Below are 21,887 nucleotides of genomic sequence, written 5' to 3' on the forward strand. Positions count from 1 at the left end.
CGCCCGGACTCACCCCACCCCGACCCCTGTGCCGGGATCCTCGGACGCTTGTCCGTCCCACCGTCGTCCCGGACCTCCACCCGCAGCCGCTCCGCCGCCACCAGCACCCGAACCCATACCCCACCACCGGGCTTCCCGCTGGCGCTGTGCCGGACGGCGTTGGTAGCGATCTCGCAGACCATGAGCTCGACATCGTCCAGGTCGAACCCGTCGCCGCACCCCACGAGCGCCTTCCGAACCCGCGCCCGCACCTCCCGCACGTCGGCGCCCATCCACCCGGCGTGCACCTCATCCCACGCGATCACCGCGTCACTCCGGCGATCTGCTGGGCCGCCACCCGCACCGACCGGACCGGCATCCGCTGAACGGCGTCCCACAGGTACGCCCACCCACCGGGCTCCTGGACGACCAACACCGCCATCGACCGCCGCCGCGACACCACCGGCACCGACAACACCGGCTCAGCCGTCCCGTCCAGGTACAAGACCGACCCGCGTCTGAAGCCGCGCAGGTCCACCATCAGCTGAACCAACAGCTCCAGCCGCTCGGCGGTGAAATTCTGCCCCCGGAGAGAGGTGCAGTGACCCGCAAGCAAGATCAAGAACACAGCCCGACCCTGCGGGCTCGGCGGCTTGCCCTGGAGTTGACCAACCGTCGTGAGGCTGCCGGCCTGTCCCGTGAAGACGTGGCACTCCGCTTGGAGTGGTCCAGCTCAACACTGTTCCGCATCGAGACCGGCCGAACCAAGCCGCAGCCGCGCAGCGTCCGTGAGCTGCTGGACCTCTACGGGGTGTCCGGTGCCGAGAAGGAGGGCTTGATCCAACTGTCACGCGAAGCGCGGCAGCCGGGTTGGTGGCACTCCTTCCGGGACGTGCTTCCGAATCCGTATGAGGTATTCATCGGGCTTGAGGCAGGAGCCGCGACCGTCCGGGCCTTCGAACCACTTGCGATACCTGGGCTCCTTCAGACTCCGGACTACGCGCACGCCATGATCCGTGGCGGGCCCCAGGAACTCGACCCCGACGAGATCGACCGCCGCGTTCAGGTACGCATGGCGCGACAACAGATACTCACGCGGCCAGACCGCCCGCGCCTGTGGGTCGTCCTGGACGAGGCGGTCCTACACCGGACGGTCGGCGATGCGGCGATCATGCATGAGCAGCTCACCCACCTGGTCACCATGTCGGAGCAGGGAAGAACAACAACATTCCCAGGGCTTGTCCAGACAGCGGCCTTCAAGTGCCACATTTCACTTGGGAGCGGCCTGAGACGCGCTGGGACTACTTCGCTGCAGACGCAGTCCCGCCGGGTGGGCCGATGTGGTTTGTGTCAGGACAGGCCGCCGTCGACGGTGATGTGCTGGCCGGTTATCCATCTGGCCGCGTCGGAGGCGAGGAAGCCGATCACCTCGGCGATGTCTTCCGGTTCGCCCAAGCGGCCGAGCGGGGTCTGGGCGATGAGCGTTTCGACCGGGGCCGAGGACGCCGCGAATCCGTCGGTGTCGGTGGGGCCGGGAAGGACGCTGTTGACAGTGATGCCGCGTGGGCCGATCTCACGGGCGAAGGTACGGATGAGGTGCTCACCGGCGGCCTTGCTGGCCGCGTACAGGGCTTCGCCCGGCGGGTCGATGCGAGTGACTATTGAGGAAATGAATACGATGCGGCCGCCGTCGCGCATTCTGCGGCCGGCCTCGCGCAGCGCGACGAAGGTGGCTTGCGCGTTCAGCGAGAAGGTATGCGCGTAGTCGCCGTCGGTGGCGGCGGTCAGCGGGGTTCGCACAAAGCCGGCGGCGTTGTGCACCAGCACGTCCAGGCCGCCGTAGTGGTGTTCAGCCGCGTCGAGCAGCGTGCGGAGTTCGGTGGGGTCGGCGGCGTCTGCGCGCGCTGTCATGGCGCGGCCGCCGCCTGCCTCGATGTCGGCGACCACTTGCTTCGCCGAGGCGGCGTCGGTGTGGTAGTTGACGATGACGGCCGCCCCGCCTGTGGCCAGACGCAGCGCTGTCGCTCGGCCGATCCCTCGTGAGCTCCCGGTGACGACCGCTACCCGGTCGGTGGCTTTCGATGGCACGGCACCTCATTTAGTTGATGAAGTCGACTGTTGAGATTGTCTACTAAATAGTAGAGGTCATGGACTGTCAAGTACGCTCGGTTCATGACCCGCCCAGCACACCCGGAACTCGCAGAGGCGTTGCTCGAACTGTGCTGCGTGATCGAAGGAATCAGAGGCGCCGCGAGCCGAGAGCTTGGGCTCACTCCTCAACAGGCCCAGCTGCTCACCATGGTGGCTCCCCAGGAACTGACCCACGGCGAGCTGGCGAGCCGGTTGCATTGCGACAAGACGAACATCACGGGCCTGGTCGATCGGCTCGAACGGCGTGGGCTGGTACGGCGGCGACCCGATGCCAAAGATCGCCGAGTGGCCACGGTGTTCCTCACCGACCAGGGGGCTGAACTGGTCACCCGCTTTCGAGAAGCGGTCAGCACCGCGATTGGAGGGCAGCTCGCGTCCTGGCCGACCACTCGTCACGATCAGCTCGTCACCCTCACGCGTACCACGACTGAGGCGCTCCGCACATAGGCAGCTTGGGCCATGTCGGGCAACGGCGAATGTGTCGAAGTCGCCGGCCTCGGCGTGCGGGGACAGCAAAGCGCCGCACGGAGGCCACCTCACCGTCACCCCGCAGGCGCGTGCAACTTTCATCGCTCAGGTGCAATCTGGACGCTACGACCAATAGCCGACAGATGGCGGGGAGGTGCGCCGAGCTATGGCCAGCAGAGACATGGCTTCTGTCGCATGGCGCAGGAGCAGCCACAGTGGTAGTGACGGCAACTGTGTCGAGGTCGCCGAGCTGAACTTGAGCCTTGGTGTGCGGGACAGTAAGGCTCCCGACGCTGGGCACTTCACCTTCGGCCCGCAGGTATGGGGCGCTTTCGTCGCAGAGGCGAAGGCTGGGCGGTACGACCGAAGCGCGACATGACGAAACCATCCCCGGCGCGGGGTGGGCGCCGGGGATGGTGGGGTCAGGGATTGGCTGGGTCGGGCTGCCAGGGGTGTAGGAGGCGGCGCCATTGGGACGGCCAGTTCGCCAGGGCTATCGCGGCTGCGATCAGTGGGTGGATCGGGGCCTGGACGCTCTGTGACAGCGGATCTTGGTTGACGATGTGCGTGGTGACCGCGCCGTCCAGGACGAGAACGAGGCCCGCGGCGCCCAGGAATCGGGCCGGTTTGCGGGGGATCACCAGGAGGACGGCGCATACGAGCTCCAGGGTGCCGACGACGAGTCGGAACCACGAGAGGTAGCCCCAGTCCACGAACTTGACGGCGTAGTCCTGGCCCAGTGGGCCGGTGCCGGGCCAGTACTTGGTGATCGCGCCTGTAGACCTCGTCCATGTAGGGCTCGGCTTCGGTCAGCGTGCTGAACAGCGACTTGGCCATGGCGAGGTCACTGACCGGGTGCCATATGTGGTGCGGCTTGTCCTCGAGGCGGCGCTGGCCGCCGGGGTCGCGCGGGACGAGCTCGACCGCCTCCCCGGGGTGAGCGTCCTCGGTCAAGAGGGCATCCGGGTGGCGACGACGTTGTTGTCGCGCGTGTGGGAGGTCTCGTCCGGCGCTCTCGCCGAGGTCGGCGGTGCGCCCCGGTGGCGCGGCTGTGGACGCCGGGCAGGTTCTACGTCTGGGACTACGTCGTCACGTCCTCGGCCGACCTGACCGAGGCGTTCCAGGTCGCGGCACGGCATCTGCCCGCCGTCACCGACCCCGACAGTGCCTTCCATGTGCAGCGGGACGAGGCGGGCCGCCTGACGGTCGCCTCCCGCCCGGTCCCCACGTTCGGGCCGGTCGGCACACTGATCGCCGAGTTCGTCCTCGGGCTCCTGCTGGAGCAGGCGAGCACGGCGCTGGGGCGGCGCGTCACGCCCGACGCCCTCACCGTCGCGGGCGAACCACCGCGATCGCACCGCCATCTGATCGAGGCATACGGCACCGGAGCCATCGATTTCGACGCGCCGGTCTCGTCCGTCACCTTCTCCGCCGCCGACGCGGCCGCGCCGCTGCCGAGCGCCGACCCGGCCCTGGCGGTCATCGTCCGCGACCACGCCGTCCACTCGGGTCAACAACTCCAGGCTGGTCCTGGGGTGGCTGGACAAAGTGCACGCCGAGATCGCCGAAAGCCTCGCAACCGGCCTGCCTTGCCTCGACCGCGTCGCGTACCGGATGGCCATGAGCTCCCGGACCTTCCAGCGACGGCTGCACCAGGAAGGCACCAGCTGGCGCGAGGAAGTGGAACAGGTCCGCCAGGCGGAGGCCACCCGCCTGCTTCGGGACACCCAGCTCAACATCGACGCGATCGCCGCCCGCGTCGGCTACTCCGACGTCCGGGCATTACGCCGGGCCTTCCACCGCTGGTACGGCCACGCCCCCGCCGACTTCCGCCGAAAGCTCCCCGGCCGGTGAGGCGCTCCCCGTGATCGGTGGCCGCAGCGGAAAGCTGCCTGCTCACGGCCGCTAACGGTCGTCCTCACCCGTCTGTGGGCTAGGGCGGAGGTGGGTGGGGGTCAGGTTGTGGATGGACGGGGCGCCCAGGAGGGTCAGGGTGCGTTCGATCTCCTCTCTGAGGATGTCTAGGACGCGGGTCACGCCCTTCTCGCTGGCGACTGCCAGGCCGTAGAGGTAGGGGCGGCCGATGAGGACGGCGCGGGCGCCTAGGGCTAGGGCCTTGACGACGTCGGTGCCTCGGCGGATGCCGCCGTCCAGGAGTATTTCGGTGTTTCGGTTTCCGACGGCGGTGACGATTTCTGGGAGGACGTCGAGTGTGGCGGGGGAGAAGTCGAGTTGGCGGCCGCCATGGTTCGACACGACTATTCCGTCCAGGCCGAGGGCGGCGGCCTTGTCGGCGTCTTCGGGGGTCAGGACGCCTTTGACGTAGAAGCGGCCAGGCCAGGTGTCGCGCAGCCAACCCAGGTCGTCCCAGGTGAGCGTTGACTGGCTCAGGTGGCGATCCTGAATTTCCACTGACTGCACTGCGGCGGAGACGCCGCTGCCCTCGACCAGGTTGCGGGCGGGGATGCGGCCGTGGCGGAGGGCCCGGTACGTCCAGGCGGGGTGGCGGCACAGCCGCAGTGCGGTGCCGGGGGTGAGGACGGGCGGCGGGCCCATGCCGGTGCGGCGCTCGCCCTCGCGGTTGCCGCGCATGGGGTAGTCGGCCGTCACCATCATCATCCGGTTGCCGGCGTTCCAGGCGCGCTTCATGAGGGTGGCGGCCGTTTCCCCGGAATGGGGATAGAGCTGGAAGAAATGGCCCTTGGCGGTGGCGGCGGCGACCTCTTCGATCGTCCAGGACGATGCGGTGCTCAATATGTGGCGAGTGCCGCGGCGTTCGGCGGCGCGGGCGGCGGCGACGTCGCCGCGCCAGTGCGCGAGGCCGGAGAGGCCGACCGGGGCTAGTAATACGGGAAGGTCGAGGTCGATTCCCGCGACGGTGGTCGCCAGGTCTGGTTTCTGGGTGCCAGTCAAAATGCGGGGACGGAATTCCCAGCGGGTGAAGGCTTCGCGGTTCTTAGTGAGTGTGGCCAGGTCGTCGGCGCCGCCGTCGATGTATTCGCGGACCATCGCGGGCAACCGGCGGCGGGCCGCGCACTCGTAGTCGTGGACGTTCAGCAGCGGCGGGGGGCGCCGGTGGCGCAGGTCGAATCCGAATGCGTGCATGGTTCAGGAGCAGTGGACGTTGATGAGCGCGTGCCGTCCGTCCTCGCGAACCGCGCGGAGCCCGCGCCGCAGCGCCGGGACGAGGTCGGCGCGCTCGGTGACGCGCTCGCCGAACCCGCCGGACGCCTCCGCATACTTCTCGAAGGCGGGCACCGGGTCAAGGCGCGCAAATGCGCTGATCTCGTCGGCGGAGGCGGCGTGGCCATCGGGATACATGGTCAAAGCGGAGTTCTGGACTGCGGCCCAGCGGTCGTTGGTGGCGATGATGGTGAGGAGCGGCAGGTTGTGGGCCTGCATGGCGTGGTGGCACGCGGCCGGGTTGGCGAACATGTAGGAGCCGTCGCCGACCGTCGCGATGACGGTTCGGTCGGGTCTCGCCAGGCGGACGCCTAGCGCCGCCGGGAGTCCCCAGCCGAGACCCCCCGCGGGTGGTGTGCCGAAGAAGCCGCCCGGCTCCAAGGGGCCGAGGAACTCGGGGCGTGCCCAGTACTCGTTGACGATCACGGCGTCGTCCGGTTTCACCTGGGCGAGTGCCCAGTTCATGAACGTCTTGTCGATCGGGCCTTCGGAACGGGCGGCGGTATCGAGCGTCTCTTGGCGGCGTTCGCGGTTGCGGCGGGCCGTGGCGGCGAGACGAGAACGGCGGTCGGGATCGATCGTGGTCGTCCGGTCGTCCAGGGCGGAGATCAGGGCGGTCAGCAGGCTTCGGGTGTCCGTGGTGATCGACAGGTCGGAGCGGTGACCCCGGATCGGGTAGGCGCCGAAATGCGGGTCCGGCCCGCACTGGACGACGATCGCGTCGTCGCGGGGAGCCGCCGAACCAGGTGTCCAGGGGACGTCGACGTCCAGGAAGCAGAGGACGTCCGCCTCGGTGAGCGCCGGGCCGATGTCGTAGCCGAGGTGCAGTGGGTGGTCGGACGGGACGTTCACATACCGCGGCTTGTATTCGAGGACGCCGATGGAGAAGCGGCGGCACAGGTCGTCCAGGAGCGGTGCCGTCTGGGGATCGGCGCCTGTTGACGCGGTGACGATGACCGGGTGGCGGGCGGCCGCGAGGTGGTCGGCTAGGCGGTCGACCGCGTTCGGATCCGGGGACGCGGGGGCCGGTGCGATGACGGGGCCATCGCGGGCATCGAGGCCGTTCGCCGGCCGGGCCAGTACTTCGCGCGGCAGGGTGAGGTACACCGGCCCGGCCGGCTGCGTGTGCGCGACGTCGAGAGCACGGTCCACGACCGTCTCGACCTGCACTCCGTCACGCAGCTCGTAGTCCCATTTCACGAATTCTCGGAGCATTCCCGCCTGGTCGTACATCTCCTGCGCCCAGTGGATTCCCGCGTCGCGGGCGCCGGGCGCGCCGTCCTCGAACAGCGGGGTGCGCCCTGCCGTGACCAGGAGCGGGACGCGGCTGCGGGCGGCGGTGAGCACGCCGCACACCGCGTTCGCCGTCCCGACGCTGGTGTGCAGCATCACCGCCTGCGGCCGTCCGTCGCCCAGAAACGCGCCGTGCGCCATCGAGACGGCGAGGTTCTCGTGCGCGCAGACCACGATCTCCGGCAGGTCGAGGCCCGACGCCGGACGCCGCGCGTACGCCTCGACGATCGGCGCGAAGTCCGTCCCGGCGTTCACGAAGAGGCGGTCGATCCCGCGGTTCTTCAGCAGAGCGAGGTATGCCTCGGCGACCGTCTCGACCGCGAACCGCCTCGTCCGCGCCATCAGCCGACCCCGCCCATCAGCCGACCCGTTCCATCGCAGGACCCGCCATCAGCCGACGCCCGGGCCTTCGGTGAGGTTGAACAGGCGCGCGGCGTTGAGGCCGAGGATGTTGCGCTTGGCCTTGGCGTCCAGGAACCGGATGCCGAGGATCGAGCTCGGGAGGTCGAAGTCCCAGTGCGGCCAGTCGGAGGCGTACAGGAGCTGCGTCTCCGCGTTGATCGCGTTCATCGTCGCTTCGAGGAGGTCGTGGTCGTCGCACTCCATCGGCTGGGACGTGTAGTACATCTCCCGCATGTACTCGCTCGGCAGCCGGGTCAGCAGCGGCGCCTCGGACGTCCGCTTGAGGTACTCGTGGTCGAGGCGCTGCATCATGAACGGCACCCAGGCCACGCCGCTCTCCACCCAGATGACCTTCAGCCTCGGGAAGCGCTCGGGCAGCCCGTTGATGATCCAGTTCGTCAGGTGCACCATGTTGCAGTGCACGAACGAGAGGGCGTGCACCGAGATGAACCTGTTCATGGTCTTCATCCAGTCGTCGTCCCACGTCGGGCCGGCGTGGAACGCGAGCGGCAGGCCCGTCTCCTCGATCTCGGCGTAGAGGCGCATGAACTGGTTGTCGTGGACGGGCGAGTACCGGATGCTCGTGACCAGGAACCCGACGACGCCCGGCCGTCCCGCGAACTCCCGGACGATCCGCAGCGCCATCTCGGGCGAGCGCAGCGGCAGGTACGGCATGAACTTGATGCGCGACTCCTCGGCGCAGAACGCTTCGATCATCCACCGGTTGTAGGCGTACGCGGCCTGCGCCTCGCCCTCGGCGAGCGGGGACATGCCGAGTCCGAGCAGGCTCGTCGGGAAGATGACCTGGACGTTGATGCCGATGGCGTCCATCGCGCGGCGGGACAGCTCGATGTCGCGGTGCCGGGTCACGCCCTCGACCGCCTCGGCCTGCGGGTCCTGGTGCGGCACCCGGCCGAACATCGACTGCGAGCTGACGCCCGAGCCGCCGGGGGCCGGGTACGGGACGTACATCATGGTGCCGCGCGCGTCCAGGGTGGCGAGCGAGTTCGACCGCATCACGGGGTTCTCCATGAATTCGAGAACCTCGCGCCAGTGGGCGTTGGGCTCGCGGTGCGAGTCCACGTCGACGACGAAGTAGTCGTCCAGCCCGAACTGCGCCGACTGCTGGCGCGCGTGGTCGAGCATCTCCCGGGTGTCGGTGAAGCGGTCGAACTGCGGCGTGAGCGTCTTCACCCGCGGGTCGGTCGTCATCTCTGCTCCTGTCCGTCCTGCCCCTGTCGTCTCGCGGCGTCCACGCGGCTGTTGGAGAACCAGACCGAGAATTCGAACGGGGTGAGCGACTGGGCGTGCAGCAGCGCCGCGGCGGCCGTGCACGCCTCTGTCGGCGTCAGCTTCAGCTCGGCGAGCGCGGCCGGGCCGTACGGGTTCTCCGAGCCGGCGGCGTAGAGGCGGACGGCGAGCGTCATGAGCGCGCCCAGCTGCACCGGGTCGTCGGGACGGTGACCCGCCGCGACCAGGTCGCCCAGGTCCGAGACGAGGCGCTCCAGCGCGGACGCCGCCCGGCCGTCAGAGTTCGACAACGATCTCACCGCCCTGCTCGAAGACCTGGTAGCCGCGCAGCCGGACCCGTGGGTCCCCGGGATGGGCGCCGGTGCGCAGGTCGTACTCGTAGCCGTGCCAGGGGCAGACGATGTGCACGTCGTCGGAGAACGCCTCCCCGAGGCTGCGCTTCTCGGCGTCGAGCCGCTCCGTCACCCGGTTGATGACCATGCCCTGGCACACCGGGCCGCCCGCGTGGACGCAGTAGTTGCCGTAGGCGTAGAGCGCGCCGTCGATCCGGAAGACGCCGATCTCGGTGCCGTCGACGTCGACGACCAGCCGATCGCCGTCGGCGAGCTCCGCCGAGCGTCCCACCACCACCTGCCCGTGCATCATCTCACCACCTCGAAATCAATATTGTATAGAGCAATGCGGGGCGTCAATGATTGGGCCGGGATTCTATTGAAGATAGGATATGGATCAGCCCCGCGCCGACGACGTCCAGAGGCCGGGGCTGAGGTGCTGCGCGAGCGTGCCCTGATCGCCGCCCGTAGTGGATCGTCGTATCCGGCAAACGTTTCCGGACCTTTCGTTTGCGCTGACGTTGAGCCTGCGGGGTACCGGCGACGGTGCCGGTCAGATGGCCCGGCAGGACCACACAAGGGGAAACGGGGGCAGTGCGATGGGACTCGTCAGCACGCGGGACGGCGAGCAGATCTTCTACAAGGACTGGGGGTCGGGGCGGCCGGTGGTCTTCATCCACGGCTGGCCGCTGAACGCCGACGCCTGGGACGACCAGATGAAGGTGGTCGCCGAGAACGGCTTCCGCGGCATCGCCCACGACCGCCGCGGCCACGGCCGCTCCAGCCAGCCGTTCAACGGCTACGACTTCGACACCTTCGCCGACGACCTCAACGACCTGATGACCGGCCTGGACCTGCGGCACGCCACCCTGGTGGCACACTCGATGGGCGGCGGCGAACTGGCCCGCTACATCGGCCGCCACGGCACCGGCCGCGTCGACAAGGCGGTGCTGCTGTCGGCGATCACGCCGCTGATGCTCCAGGGGCCGGACAACCCGGAGGGCGTCCCCGAGCAGGTCTTCGAGGACATCAAGAAGGGCATCCTCAAGGAACGCTCGCAGTACTGGAAGGACGCCGCCGAGGGATTCTTCTCCGCCAACCGGCCCGGCAACAACGTCACGCAGGGCAACAAGGACGCGTTCTGGTTCATGGCCATGCACGAGAACATCCAGGCGGGCGTCAAGTGCGTGGACGCGTTCGCGCGCACCGACTTCCACGACGACCTGCGCCGGTTCGACATCCCCACCCTCGTGGTGCACGGCGACGACGACCAGATCGTCCCGATCGACGCCACCGCCCGCAAGTCCGCCGAGATCATCCCGAACGCCGTCCTCAAGGTGTACGAGGGCGCCTCGCACGGCATCGCGCTGGTCCCCGGCGACAAGGAGAAGTTCAACCAGGACCTGCTGGACTTCCTCAAGAGCTGAAGATGTCCAGGGGGAGGAAGGCGGAGACGAGGACGCTCGGGACGTCCACCAGCTGGCTGATCTTGAGGTCGACGGCGACGCTGCAGATGGCGTAGGCCTGCTGCCGCGTCCAGCCGCGCTCCCCGAGGTGGTCGATCATGTTGAGCAGGGCGTTGCGCGCGGCGAGCGTCACGTCCTCCGAGACCACCGTGCCGCCGTCGCGGCTGACCGGCATGCCGGTCGTGGCGTAGAACCGGCGCGGGGCCGCGTACTCGGGGGACGTCCAGTACTCGGTGCGGGAGAACCTGGGCGAGGTAATGCCCTTCTCGCGTGCCTCGCCCTTGTGGACGGCGAACCGCACCCGCAGCGTCGCGCGCATCTCGATGGCGGTCCCGCACGCCTCGCCGTCGCCCTGCGCGAAATGCGCGTCGCCGGCGCTGAACAGGCCGCCGGGAGCGTCGACCGGGAGGAACAGGCTGGTCCCGCCGGTGAGCTGCTTGATGTCGACGTTGCCGCCCTGCTCCCTCGGCGGGACGGTGCGCAGCCCCGTGGCGGCGATCTCCGGGTCGGACGGCACCGCGCCCTCCGCCGACGGCGGCATCGCGATGCCGCCGGCGTCCACCGCCGCCTGTTCCCGCGCGGTGATCCGGCTGAGCGCGGCGGGTCCGGGCGGCAGGCCGATCGTGCCCATGAACGGGGCGCCGGGGATGCGGACGCCGGGCAGGTCGTCCGAGGTCGCCCAGCCGTCCGCGATGGTCCAGCGCACGAGGTACGGCTCCGGGAAGTCGTCGCGCAGAAACCCGAAGCCCGGCGCCTGCGCGGTGAACCCGAACGCGTCCGGCGCGACGTCGAGGATCTCCACCTCCAGGAGGTCACCGGGCTCGGCGCCCTCCACGAACACCGGGCCGGTCAGCGGGTGCACGACGCCCAGGTCGGCCGCGGCCACCGCCTCCGCCGTGCTGGACGGGCCGAACTGCCCGTCGAACGCGTCCCGCGTCCCCATCACGACCTCGTCGCCGGGCTCGCAGCGCAGCACCGGCGGGATGCCGTGATGCCAGCGGTTGTGCCCCGTGCCGGGGTCCTCCCGCAGCGGCTTGGCGGGATCGATCCGGATCTCGTGAACGGCCATTCCGCCACTCTCCTCACCCAGGGCACGCGGATGATCGGAGCGTTCCGCCTCCCGCCCGCGGCTGTCAACCCGCGATGCGCGGGCCTACTCGCCGTAGGTGGGCAGGGCCTTCTCGCGGTAGAAGGCGGCGATCATGGCCTCCCGGCCGGGCAGGTTGAACTCGCGGCCCAGCGTCCGCATGATCGAGTTCTCGCTCGGACGGTAGATGCCGCGCCGGTGGTAGTAGCCGCCCTCGAAGGTGTCGATCACGCCGCCGTCGGGCGTGGGCTGCCCGAGAAAGCGCGCCCACTTGGTCTGGTTCTGCCGCATCTGTTCCCGCGTGTAGGTCGAGACGTTGAGTTCCCTGGGCTCCGGGCCCCGGTAGACGTCGCCCTGGCCGTCGCTGTACTCGTCCGCGAGGCCGCCGACCGAGTGCCCCATTTCATGGATGGCGACTTCGCCCGACTGCGCGTTTCCGCCGGACGCGGTGGCCACGGTGCCGCCCGCCCCGCCGTAGGTGGTGGAGTTGCCCAGCGCGAGGACCTGGTCGACGTCCCGGGCCGCGGCCGCGTATTGCCGGGCCTTGGTCTCGTTGACGCACAGCAGCCGCTGGATTCCACCGCACCAGAAACCCATGTCGAGCGCGGTGGCGCGCTGGATTCCCTGGGTGGGGTCATTGTCCACGCCGGATTGCTGGGAGACGACGTTGACCTGCCACACATTGAACTGCTTGCGATGCGAGCGGAATGGCTCCTTGGCCATGATCTCGTCGAATTTCCCGCGCACATGGCCGCCGTAGGCGCCCAGCTCCGAAGCGGTGTAGCCGTCGCCGACGAAGACCAGGTCGAACCGGCTCTCGCTCGGCCCGTTGACCTCGATCGGGATCACCTCGGCCGCCGCGACCCGGGCGCGGGGAGCCGGCGAGGCGTGGACTTCGCGGGTGACGCGGAGTCGCCGAATGGTGCCGTCCGGTGAGAAGATCTCTCGCCATTCGGTGCGGACGGGTGCGTGCTGCGCGGTGGCGGGTTCCGTGACGACGACGCCCAGCGCGGACGCCGTTACGCCGATGCAGGTCAGATAGGAGAGCAGCGGTCTGATACGCATGGGGGGAGCCTCCTTTGAGGGTCCCCCGAGTATGGGAGGAAAAGGCGGCTCTTCCCCATCTCAGCTGCTCATAATCTCCGCCTTATGGGCCGCCGGGATCGTGTTCGGCAGAACCGGTGCCCCGGCATTCCCCGTCCTCTATATTTCAGGGCCAATGGCGTGGAAGGCGGTGTGACGTGCAGCTCGAGCTCCGCCATCTCCGGACGCTGTGCGCGATCGCGGACGCCGGCAGCCTGAGCCGCGCGGCCGCGACGGTCGGCGTCTCCCAGCCGGCCCTGACCGGACGGCTCCACCGGATCGAGTCGGCCCTCGGCGGCCAGGTCTTCCGCCGCGGCCGGCAGGGGGTGAGCCCTACGCCGTTCGGCCTGTTCGTGCTGAGCCGGGCCCGGTCCGTCCTGGTCACCGTGGACGAGCTGCTCACCGGCATCGAGACCGAGTCCGGCGCGGCGGGCGTGCGCATCGGCGGTTACGCCACGCCCGTCCTCACCGGGCTGCTGCACCGGCTGTTCGAGCTGCCCGGCGCCCGGATCACCGTCCACACCGAGTACTCGCCGCGGCTGCTGCTGGACCTGCTGGCGTCCCGGCGGCTGGACGCGGCCACCCTCGTCGACTATCCCGGGCACGAGCTGCCGGCCCGTCCGAGCGTCGGCGTCCGCGTCATCGCGACCGAGCCGATCTCGGTGGCGCTGCCCGCCGGCCATCCGCTCGCGGCCGCCGACGAGGTCCCGCTGGCCCGGCTCGCCGGCGAGGACTGGCTGGTCACGCCTCCGGACGGCGCCGGATGGCCGGAGTACTTCTACACCGCCTGCCAGGAGGCGGGCTTCGCGCCCCGCGTCCGGCACATGATGACCGAGCACGACATGATCCGCGCGCTCGTGGCGGAGGGCCGTGCGGTCGCCCCGTGCCAGGCGACACTCACGGTCGGCGCGGACGTCGTCGTCCGCCCCCTGACGTGCCCCACCCTGTGGATGCGGCACCTGCTCGCCTGGCGGCTCGGCGGCCCGCTGGCCGACCGCGCCCCCGAGCTGGCCGCGCTGGCGGGCGAGGCGCACCGGGCGGCCGCCGCCGGCGTTCCCGGCCTGGCCGCCCGCCTCCACCCCGACCCGCCAGCGCGCGGTGGGCCTGCCGCTAGGTCCGGCTAGTGCGAGCCGGGGCCGCCTCGATGGCCTGGTGGGATTGGCCGGCGGGGTTGCCCAGCCACCGTGCGCCGCGCGGGACTTCCTCACCTTTCATGAGGAAGGAGTCGGCTTCCAGCGCGGCTCCCTCGCCCATCGTCACGTCGTAGTGGACGAACGACTCGACGCCCAGCGTGGATCCGGCGCCGATCCGGGTCCGGCCGGATTTGAAGACGCCCTCTTCCAGGGAATGGCACTGGATGACGCTTCCCGCGTTCAGCGTGCACTCGTCCCCGATGGTGACCAGTGTCTTCTCCGGTATGGCGCAGCCGTCGTCGAAGACCCGGCGGCCCATGCGGACGCCCAGCAGGCGCCAGACCACGTTCTTGAACGGAGTGCCGTTGAACGGCGCCCGCCCGCCCATTTTCCAAAGTCGCTCATGCCACCAGAAGTAGGGGTCGTAGATCGAGCACAACTGCGGCTTGAGGGAACGGAAACGCAGCAGGGCCCGCTCGACCAGAACGCCGTAGCCGACCGTGAACAGCAGAGACGCCAGGACGGCGGCGACGATCCCGGCCGCCGCGTTTCCGCGGAGCTGGTCTTCGGCGGCGAGCCACACGGCCGTCACCCCGAAGGCCCGGAACCATCCGATGAGGAGGAAGAGGCCCATGGTGGAGAGGTTGTAGCGGTTCTTGGCCGACAGCCGGCGGCGGAATTCGTCGCCCTTCTCCAGCTCGGCGAACGCGTGGTCGCGTTCCACCGATCGGGGGATCTCGAAGCACGGCGAGCCCAGCAGGCCGGTGTCCTCCCGGACGGGGCCGTCGATCGGCACCGCCACCTTCGTCCCGAGGAGGACGTTGTCGCCGACCGTCGCCCCCGCCGGGAACACGATGTTGTTGCCGAGGAAATTACGGGCCCCGATCCTCACCTCGGACGCCCTGAACGACGTGCTGGAGAAGTCGGCGTTCGCGACGAACAGCGCGTCCGAGATCATCGTCCCGCTGCCCACGGTGGTCAGGTAGGGGGAGTGGTGCTGCAGTTCCGTGCCGAAATTGCTTCCCGTCTGGACGATCGGCCGCGCGAAGCGGTATCCGAGAGCCCGCAGGTACCCGACGACGTAGGAGCTGTCGCCGAACAGGGACATGAAGAACGGCACATTGGTCACGCGCTTGGTCGTCATGAGCGCCCAGTACTGCCGCCCGTAGAGCCGGTAGACCTTGCCGGGCCGGACGAGGAGCCCGAGCAGGCGGGGAATGGTGAGCACGAACGCCAGACCCGCGACGAGACCGCCGAAGAACAGCGCGCCCGAGATCGCGGCGGCGTCCCGGTAGAGCGAAAGGCGGCCCAGTCCCTCCGACTCCGTCCGCATGATCTCGGCCAGCATCGGAAACTCGGTGAGCAGGCTGATCAGGACGACGAATCCCAGCGGAATGGCGACCGCGAGCAGGGTGAACAGCTGCAGGGCGCCGTAGCAGAACCGCCTCGCGGTGCCGCACTTCATCGGCGGGATCGGCAGGTAGCCGGTGCCGGTCGGACGGGCCGGGCAGCCGTGCCAGCGCTCGCCCGCGGGCACGGCCTGCCCGGTGTGCAGGGACGAGGCGTGCCCGAGCTGGGTGTCGTCGCCCATGACGGTGTCGATGTCGAGGACCGTGCTCTCGCCGACGAAGGCGCGCTCCCCGAGCGTGATCGCGCCCGTCCGGATCACCCCGCCGTCGACGCGGTATCCGGACATCGCGCATCGCTCCCTGACGATCGTCCCGGCGCCGACGGTGAGCAAGTCGGTGCACACGACCGTCCTGGAGAAGATCACGGCACCGCGGCCGATCCGCGCGCCCAGCAGCCTGAGGTAGACGTTGTAGAGCGGAGATCCGGCGAGGAGCGTCATCGGGCTCGACCGGATGAGCGTCCTGACCGTCCAGAAGCGGACGTAGCCGAGGCTCCACACGCGGATGCGCCGCGGTTTCCAGCGGCCGATCAGCGACCATTTCGCCAGCACCGGCAGCGCGCACATGAACCCGAAGAACGCGCACCCGGACGCCGCGCTCCGCAGATACAGGTCGGCGAGGCCGTTGGCCTCGGACGTCCAGCCGTAACCCGCGTAGCCGACCGCGGCGCCGGCGTAGACCGTCGCGAGGAACAGCAGGAACTGCAGGGCGCCGCAGACCACGTACTCGCGGGCTCGCTTCCGCGCCCCCGGACGCGCCCCTGGCCGGGCCGCCTCCGGAGATGCCGAGCGCTCGGCGGGCGAGGCCGCCTCCGGGTCCGGGGGCGGATGCGCCGGCGCCCGTTCGGCCAGCACCGCCGCCAGGCCCCTGACCTCCGGGTTCTGGTAGACGTCCAGCATCGACACCGGCAGGTCGGTCCGCTCCCGGACGGCGGCGCAGAACCGCGCCATCAGCAGCGAGTCGGCCCCCAGATCGTCGAAGAAATGACTGTCGACCGACACGCGATCCAGCCGCAGCACCCCGGCCAGCGCGCCGGCCAGCTCCCGCTCCGTCGCGGTCTCCGGCGCGAGATGGCCGTTGGACGCACCCTGCCTGCGCGGCGTCTTCGGCGGAGGCAGCCGCCCGCGGTCGGCCTTGTCGCTCGGCAGCATCGGGATGGCGTCGAGTTCCTCGAAATACGCCGGGACCATGTAGCCCGGCAGGTGCTGCCGGGCCTGCGCGCGAAGCCGGTCGCGGTCCAGTGGCGTGTCGCGGTTCCGTCTCGTGAAGTAGGCGACGAGTTCGATCACGCCCGGCTCGGGCTCGTGGGTGCCGACGACCACCTGCGCGATCCCGGGCGCCTGCGACAGCACCGACTCGATCTCCGTCAGCTCGATCCGGTACCCCTTGATCTTGACCTGGGTGTCGATGCGGCCGTGGTACTCGATCTCGCCGTAGCCGTTGATCCGGCCCAGGTCGCCGGTGCGGTAGATCCGGCCGGACGGGTTGTCCTCGATGCCGATGAAGTCGCGGACGAACCTGCGCGCGGTGAGGTCGTCGCGGTTCACGTAGCCGCGCGCCAGCCCGATGCCCGCGATGCCGATCTCGCCCGGTTCGCCCGGCGGCAGGGCCCTGTCCTCGTCCGGGTCCAGGATGACGACGGAGTAGGTGGGCAGCGGGACGCCGATCGTCACCGGCCGGTCCGGGTCCAGCGGCGTCCACGTCGCGGTGACGGTCGCCTCGGTCGGCCCGTACACGTTGAGGAACCGGCGGCCCGGACGGTGCCAGCGGGCGACGAGGTCCTGCGGGCACGCCTCGCCCGACACCAGCAGGAAGCGCAGGGCCGGAAGATCCTCGTGGAGCGTCGCCAGGAGCGTCGGGACGCAGCACAGCGCGGTGATCCGCCGCGCCCGCATGAAGTCCAGCAGGTCGTCGCCGACCAGCACCGACCCGCTCGGCTTCGGGACGAGGGTCGCGCCCGAGATCAGCGGCACCCAGATCTCCTCGACGGAGAAGTCGAAGGCGATCGTCATGCCCTGGTACATGCGGTCCACCGGAAGGATCCCGTAGACCTCGACGGCGACGCGGACGAAGTTGCAGATGGCGGCGTGCTCGATCGCCACGCCCTTGGGGCGTCCCGTCGAGCCGGACGTGTAGACGATGTAGCACAGGTCGTCCGGCGGGACGCCCTTCTCGGCGTCCGTGAGGCGGTGGCCGGGAAGCGCGTCGACCAGCGCCGCCGCCTCGTCCACGCACAGCACCTCCGCGCCTGCTTGCCGCAGGTGCTCGCGCAGATGCGACAGGGACAGGACGGTCCGCACGCCCGCGTCCTCCACGATGTACGCCAGCCGTTCCGGCGGATAGCCGGCGTCGAGCGGCACGAACACCGCGTTGATCTTGAGGACGGCGAGCGTCGCCGCGTAGGAGTGCACGGCGTCGTCGAACAGCAGCCCGATCCGGTCGCCGGAACGCACCCCCTCCGCCAGGAGATGGCGGGCAAGCCGGTTGGCGCGCTCGTCCAACTCGCCGAAGGTCAGGACGAGGTCGCCGGCGTCGACGGCCGGATGGCCGCCCCGGCCCTCGTCCCGGAGCCGGTCGCACCGCTCCTCGAACAGGTGCTCAAGACGTTCTCCGGCCCGCCAGCGGATCTCCCGCGGATGCCCCGCGGCGACCAGGACGTGATCAGCGGTGATCTCTCGGGCCGTCTCTCCGGGGACGGCGAGCGTCCGGTCACCGGTTTCTGTCGTCATCTTTCGTTCCGCCCATGCAGATTAATTCGTTCGAATCGCATCCGGGGTCGAGTCAGAGCCCGCAAGATGAGATGTCAGGGACCGAAAGATGATCTAACCGAACCATTGAGTAGCCAAAGTCTCTGACCAGAGGCGGCCAGCGAACGGTCTGGCACGAATTTCCATTGACAATGCAATGACACGAATTTAAACGTTTCATTGACTGTGCCGTCGCCGCTGCCGCCGCTGCGAAAGCGTCAAGGCCGGGCGCGGGCGATTGCCGAACCCGGCTCCCGCCGGATCCATAGATCATGAAATCGAAGCGGCGCCTTGAAACGTTCCATTTCAGCCGCGTTCATTCACATTCAAGGCGCGGGCGGGCGCCTTTCTATTAGATGTAGTGAGCTCTTGGAGACGGCTTCTCCGCCCGGTGACCACGTGAAACGCCCGCCGGAATCACGGCGGTGCCCGAAGTTCGTCACACATTGCTCTTTACGACGCCAATGCGCGCGCATATCGTTCAGCGTCATCCTCCCTCTGGTCGCACGCGCGCGCCGGAGCCCACCCCCAGGAGGCCACAGGGCGTCTCAGGTCCACGTTCCAGTACTGCTCCCGGGCCATCGAGGTGGCACCCCCACCCGGCTCCATGCCTGCTCGCCGGACAGTCCCCCCGCTCAGCTCCCCGGAACACAGATCCGATTGGTCAGGTAAACCCCCATGATGAAACGCAAGCGCGTCCTCGGCTCGGCCGCCATCGGCGCCGGCCTCCTCGCGGCCCTGATGGGCCTCCCCAGTGGCGCGGTCGCGCAGTCCGCACCGCCCCCCGCCGCCGTCGCCGTCCAGTCGCCGGACATCCCCGCGGCCAACTCGATGGCGCACGCCCAGCAGTTCCAGACCATCGCCAGCTCCAACGGCGGCAACCGCGCGCACGGCCGTCCCGGCTACAAGGCCTCCGCCGACTTCGTGAAGGCGAAGCTGGACGCGGCCGGATTCCAGACCACGCTGCAGTCCTTCACCTACCAGGGCGCCACCGGCTGGAACCTGATCGCCGACTGGCCGCAGGGCGACCCCAACCAGGTCGTCTTCCTCGGCGCGCACCTCGACGGCGTGCCCGCAGGCCCCGGCATCAACGACAACGCCTCCGGCTCCAGCGCCATCCTGGAGACCGCGCTCGCCGTCGCCCGCGCCAACGCCAAGCCCACCAAGCGGCTCCGGTTCGGCTGGTGGGGCGCCGAGGAGCTCGGCCTGATCGGCTCGCGCTACTACGTCCAGAACCTGCCCGCCGCCGAGCGGACGAAGATCAACGCCTACCTCAACTTCGACATGGTCGGCGCGAAGAACACCACGACCTGGGGCGTCTACACCGACTCCACGACCCTCAGCGCGGTCTTCACCGAGTACTTCCGCAGCAAGGGCCTCCCCACCCGGGGGTTCAACATCGGCGCGCGGTCCGACCACGCCTCGTTCAAGAACGCCGGCATTCAGGTCAGCGGCATCGCCAGCGGCGACGACCCCTGTTACCACGCCCGCTGCGACGACATCAACAACATCGGCGCGCCGGTGATGGGCCACGCGACCAACGCCGCCGCCTACGCCGCGTGGAAGCTCGCGGGCATCCCCGAGGGCGCCGCGGTCCCCGGATCGCCGTACCGGCCGGTCGGCTGAGGAGAACGAACCGATGAGAACACGTAACCTCAAGGCCGCGCTCGTGGCGGTCTGCCTGGGCGCGGCCACCCTTACCGTCGTCGGGACGACCGCGTCCGCCGCCCCCGTGAAGGTCGCCGGAGCGCCGGCCGCCCCCGCCGAAACGGCGAAACGCTACCTCGTCACCGGCCCCGCGACGTCCGCGCAGCGGACGCAGGTCGCCCGCACCGGCGCCGCGATCGACCTGGTGCGCCCGGACGACTCACTGGAGATCAGCGCGATCCCGTCCGAGGTCGCCGCGATCAAGCGGCTCGGCTTCAAGGTGAGCCCGATGGGCGCCTTCCCCCGGCACGCCGCGTCCGCGTCGTCGTACCACACCCACGCGGAGACGATGGCCGAACTCGACCAGGTCGTCGCCAACTACCCGCAGATCGCGAAGAAGTTCAGCATCGGCCGCTCCTACGAGGGCCGCGACATCGTCGGCGTCAAGATCAGCGACAACGTGGCGGCGGACGAGGACGAGCCCGAGGTCTTCTACCAGGCCAACATCCACGCCCGCGAGCGCATCACCAACGAGCAGGCCCTCTACTTCATCGGGATCCTCACCAAGGAGTACAACACCACGGCGCGGATCACCAAGCTGGTCAACGAGCGGGAGTTCTGGATCATCCCGATCCTCAACCCCGACGGCCAGATCTACGACATGACCAGCGACACCCAGCCCGGCCGGATGTGGCGCAAGAACCGGCAGGGCGTCGACCTCAACCGCAACTACCCCTACAAGTGGGGCTGCTGCGGCGGCTCGTCCGGCACCCCGTCCAGCGAGACCTACCGGGGCCCCTCGGCGGGTTCGGCGCCCGAGACCCGGGCCGTCACCAGCTTCATCAGGAGCCGGGTCGTCGGCGGCAAGCAGCAGATCAAGATGTTCCTCGACATCCACTCGGTAGCGAACCTCGTGCTGTGGCCGATGGGCTACACCTACAACGACACCGTGCCCGGCGAATTCTCCGCCGACGACCAGGCGGCGCACGCCACCATCGGCCGCGAAGTCGCCCGGCTCAACCGCTACACCCCCCAGCAGTCGAGCGACCTCTACATCACCGACGGCAGTTCCAACGACTGGACGTGGGGAGACCAGCGCATCTTCTCCTACACGTTCGAGCTCGGCGGCGGCAACTTCTACCCCGCGCCCTCGCAGATCGAGTCGCTCACCCAGGTCAACCGCGACCCGCTGCTGATCCTGGCAGAGTACGCGGACTGCCCGTACCGCGCCATCAACAAGCAGGACCAATACTGCGCCCCGGCATAAACACCGGTCGCAGGTAGCGTCACCACCACCCGGGTTTCTCGGACGCCCGTCCGAGAAACCCGGGTGAGTCGCGTTTGGTTGCGGCTGGGGCGGCCATTTCCGCGCTCGCCGGCGCTAATCCGCGACAACCTGCCAAAGGCATGTCTCCCACGGCAGGAGGACGAGAGACGGTGGCCGGTCTTCTGGAGATATCCAAGGTCAGCGTAGAGTCACCCATTTAGCTTGCCTTTCGTTTCACACCGGTTATCGCCTGATAGCGTTCTTCTTGTTCTGTTCCTCGGTCTGGCCGTAAATCCCGGCCGCGCGCTCGATCTTCTCGGCGTAGTTCTTTGCGGTGGTCATCAGCATCTTGACGTCCTCGAAGGCGAATTGGATCGCCATGGGGCATGCGGGTGCCATTGGCGTGCAGGTCATGCTGAAGTCTCCGCCCTCAAGGTTGTAGTTGCCGTCCTTGGTGAGCGTGTCGCCAGCTTTTTTGATCATGGGAATGACATCGGATCTGAGATCACCGGCGTGCTGCTTGATCCGCTTCGGGTCCGCCTGTTTCGGCTGAGCCCCTGCCGTCCCTGATGCGGGCACTCGTGCCAGCGAGGTCGTCCGGCAACGCCAGCGTGCGGGCTATGTCGCGCAGGACCTGCACAGTTACCGGGTACAGAGGGGGTGCCGGTTGCTGGCCGCGCCCTGCAGCGACGGCTCAGACCGAAGGCCGCGACCTTCGGTGAGTGGGTCTGTCAGGAAGACGTCGAGAGAATATGGGGGAGGAGCGCATGGGAAAGGGGACGGACCCGGCTGGGTCCGTCCCCTTTTCTATGCGACTGTGGTCAGCGGCCTGAGAGGCCGCCGAGGATTGGGTCGGTGACGCCTCCGATGATGTCGCCGATGGGGTCCAGGGGGCCGCCTGGGCGCTGTCCGTCGTCCGGGTCCTCCGAGGGCGGGTCCTGCGGCGGCGGGGACGGGCTCTCCTGCGACGGCGGCGGGCTGCTGGGGGG

At 69.2% G+C, this 21,887-nt stretch carries 21 protein-coding genes; 7 read left to right on the top strand and 14 right to left on the bottom strand.

The window, feature by feature from the left end; genetic code table 11:
• The 3 genes from E1287_RS33305 to E1287_RS33315 form a co-directional block, all read right to left on the bottom strand.
• The coding region (locus E1287_RS33305; RefSeq protein WP_243719602.1) for an ATP-binding protein at positions 1 to 305 on the bottom strand (305 nt) is incomplete at its 3' end.
• Positions 302 to 607, bottom strand: a complete 306-nt coding sequence (locus E1287_RS46000; RefSeq protein WP_243719603.1) for a hypothetical protein — start codon at positions 605 to 607, stop codon at positions 302 to 304. The genes E1287_RS46000 and E1287_RS33305, both read right to left, overlap by 4 nt.
• Positions 608 to 1,329: 722 nt before the next feature.
• Entirely contained in the window at positions 1,330 to 2,067 is a 738-nt protein-coding gene (locus E1287_RS33315; protein WP_131969260.1) for an SDR family oxidoreductase, read from the bottom strand.
• A gap of 84 nt (positions 2,068 to 2,151) precedes the next feature.
• On the opposite strand from E1287_RS33315, the gene E1287_RS33320 reads away from it, so the two are divergent.
• Together E1287_RS33320 and E1287_RS33330 are read left to right on the top strand one after the other, a co-directional pair.
• Positions 2,152 to 2,577, top strand: coding sequence for a MarR family transcriptional regulator (locus E1287_RS33320; protein ID WP_131969261.1), 426 nt, complete (start codon positions 2,152 to 2,154; stop codon positions 2,575 to 2,577).
• Positions 2,578 to 2,779: 202 nt separating this feature from the next.
• Positions 2,780 to 2,977, top strand: a complete 198-nt coding sequence (locus tag E1287_RS33330) for a DUF397 domain-containing protein (RefSeq protein ID WP_207934614.1) — start codon at positions 2,780 to 2,782, stop codon at positions 2,975 to 2,977.
• A 43-nt stretch (positions 2,978 to 3,020) separates the two neighbouring features.
• Here the strand turns inward: E1287_RS33330 and E1287_RS33335 are convergent, their stop codons facing one another.
• Entirely contained in the window at positions 3,021 to 3,311 is a 291-nt protein-coding gene (locus E1287_RS33335) for a DoxX family protein (RefSeq protein WP_207934613.1), read from the bottom strand.
• A gap of 368 nt (positions 3,312 to 3,679) precedes the next feature.
• Positions 3,680 to 4,081, bottom strand: a complete 402-nt coding sequence (locus tag E1287_RS46005; RefSeq protein ID WP_243719604.1) for a hypothetical protein — start codon at positions 4,079 to 4,081, stop codon at positions 3,680 to 3,682.
• A 65-nt stretch (positions 4,082 to 4,146) separates the two neighbouring features.
• Here E1287_RS46005 and E1287_RS33345 point away from each other — a divergent pair, with 65 nt between their 5' ends.
• Positions 4,147 to 4,452: a helix-turn-helix transcriptional regulator gene (locus E1287_RS33345; RefSeq protein WP_131969265.1), complete on the top strand. Its 306-nt coding sequence runs from the start codon at positions 4,147 to 4,149 to the stop codon at positions 4,450 to 4,452.
• A 51-nt stretch (positions 4,453 to 4,503) separates the two neighbouring features.
• Here the strand turns inward: E1287_RS33345 and E1287_RS33350 are convergent, their stop codons facing one another.
• The 5 genes from E1287_RS33350 to E1287_RS33370 are packed head-to-tail and all read right to left on the bottom strand — an operon-like array spanning position 4,504 to position 9,372.
• Complete coding sequence (locus E1287_RS33350; RefSeq protein ID WP_131969266.1) at positions 4,504 to 5,703, bottom strand: alpha-hydroxy acid oxidase; 1,200 nt, start codon at positions 5,701 to 5,703, stop codon at positions 4,504 to 4,506.
• 3 nt (positions 5,704 to 5,706) lie between these two features.
• Positions 5,707 to 7,416 carry a thiamine pyrophosphate-requiring protein gene (locus E1287_RS33355; protein ID WP_131969267.1) on the bottom strand — a complete coding sequence of 570 codons (1,710 nt, stop codon included), beginning with the start codon at positions 7,414 to 7,416 and terminating at the stop codon, positions 5,707 to 5,709.
• Positions 7,417 to 7,464: 48 nt separating this feature from the next.
• Positions 7,465 to 8,688, bottom strand: coding sequence for an amidohydrolase family protein (locus E1287_RS33360; RefSeq protein WP_131969268.1), 1,224 nt, complete (start codon positions 8,686 to 8,688; stop codon positions 7,465 to 7,467).
• Positions 8,685 to 9,017 (bottom strand): hypothetical protein, encoded by a 333-nt coding sequence (locus E1287_RS33365; RefSeq protein ID WP_131969269.1) that lies wholly within the window; start codon positions 9,015 to 9,017, stop codon positions 8,685 to 8,687. Before E1287_RS33365 ends, E1287_RS33360 begins: the two co-directional genes overlap by 4 nt.
• Positions 9,004 to 9,372: a Rieske 2Fe-2S domain-containing protein gene (locus E1287_RS33370; RefSeq protein WP_131969270.1), complete on the bottom strand. Its 369-nt coding sequence runs from the start codon at positions 9,370 to 9,372 to the stop codon at positions 9,004 to 9,006. Before E1287_RS33370 ends, E1287_RS33365 begins: the two co-directional genes overlap by 14 nt.
• 286 nt (positions 9,373 to 9,658) lie before the next feature.
• Here E1287_RS33370 and E1287_RS33375 point away from each other — a divergent pair, with 286 nt between their 5' ends.
• Positions 9,659 to 10,486 carry an alpha/beta hydrolase gene (locus E1287_RS33375; protein WP_131969271.1) on the top strand — a complete coding sequence of 276 codons (828 nt, stop codon included), beginning with the start codon at positions 9,659 to 9,661 and terminating at the stop codon, positions 10,484 to 10,486.
• Here E1287_RS33375 and E1287_RS33380 read toward each other — a convergent pair.
• Both E1287_RS33380 and E1287_RS33385 read right to left on the bottom strand, forming a co-directional pair.
• Positions 10,476 to 11,594, bottom strand: a complete 1,119-nt coding sequence (locus E1287_RS33380; RefSeq protein WP_131969272.1) for an acetamidase/formamidase family protein — start codon at positions 11,592 to 11,594, stop codon at positions 10,476 to 10,478. The genes E1287_RS33375 and E1287_RS33380 overlap by 11 nt on opposite strands.
• A gap of 84 nt (positions 11,595 to 11,678) precedes the next feature.
• A complete protein-coding gene (locus E1287_RS33385) occupies positions 11,679 to 12,677 on the bottom strand; it encodes a M64 family metallopeptidase (protein ID WP_131969273.1) in 999 nt (332 codons plus the stop codon).
• 176 nt (positions 12,678 to 12,853) lie between these two features.
• Here E1287_RS33385 and E1287_RS33390 point away from each other — a divergent pair, with 176 nt between their 5' ends.
• Positions 12,854 to 13,819: a LysR family transcriptional regulator gene (locus E1287_RS33390; RefSeq protein WP_131969274.1), complete on the top strand. Its 966-nt coding sequence runs from the start codon at positions 12,854 to 12,856 to the stop codon at positions 13,817 to 13,819.
• Here the strand turns inward: E1287_RS33390 and E1287_RS33395 are convergent.
• Entirely contained in the window at positions 13,806 to 17,966 is a 4,161-nt protein-coding gene (locus E1287_RS33395) for a Pls/PosA family non-ribosomal peptide synthetase (protein ID WP_131969275.1), read from the bottom strand. The genes E1287_RS33390 and E1287_RS33395 overlap by 14 nt on opposite strands.
• 696 nt (positions 17,967 to 18,662) lie before the next feature.
• Here E1287_RS33395 and E1287_RS33400 point away from each other — a divergent pair.
• Complete coding sequence (locus E1287_RS33400) at positions 18,663 to 19,610, top strand: M28 family peptidase (RefSeq protein WP_243719605.1); 948 nt, start codon at positions 18,663 to 18,665, stop codon at positions 19,608 to 19,610.
• A 13-nt stretch (positions 19,611 to 19,623) separates the two neighbouring features.
• On the top strand, positions 19,624 to 20,898 hold the full coding sequence (locus E1287_RS33405) for a M14 family metallopeptidase (protein ID WP_131969276.1): 1,275 nt from the start codon (positions 19,624 to 19,626) through the stop codon (positions 20,896 to 20,898).
• 243 nt (positions 20,899 to 21,141) lie between these two features.
• Here the strand turns inward: E1287_RS33405 and E1287_RS33410 are convergent, their stop codons facing one another.
• Complete coding sequence (locus tag E1287_RS33410; protein ID WP_131969277.1) at positions 21,142 to 21,477, bottom strand: hypothetical protein; 336 nt, start codon at positions 21,475 to 21,477, stop codon at positions 21,142 to 21,144.
• Positions 21,478 to 21,887: the final 410 nt, after the last annotated feature.

Source organism: Actinomadura sp. KC06 (genome assembly GCF_004348735.1).
Taxonomy (GTDB): Bacteria; Actinomycetota; Actinomycetes; order Streptosporangiales; family Streptosporangiaceae; genus Spirillospora.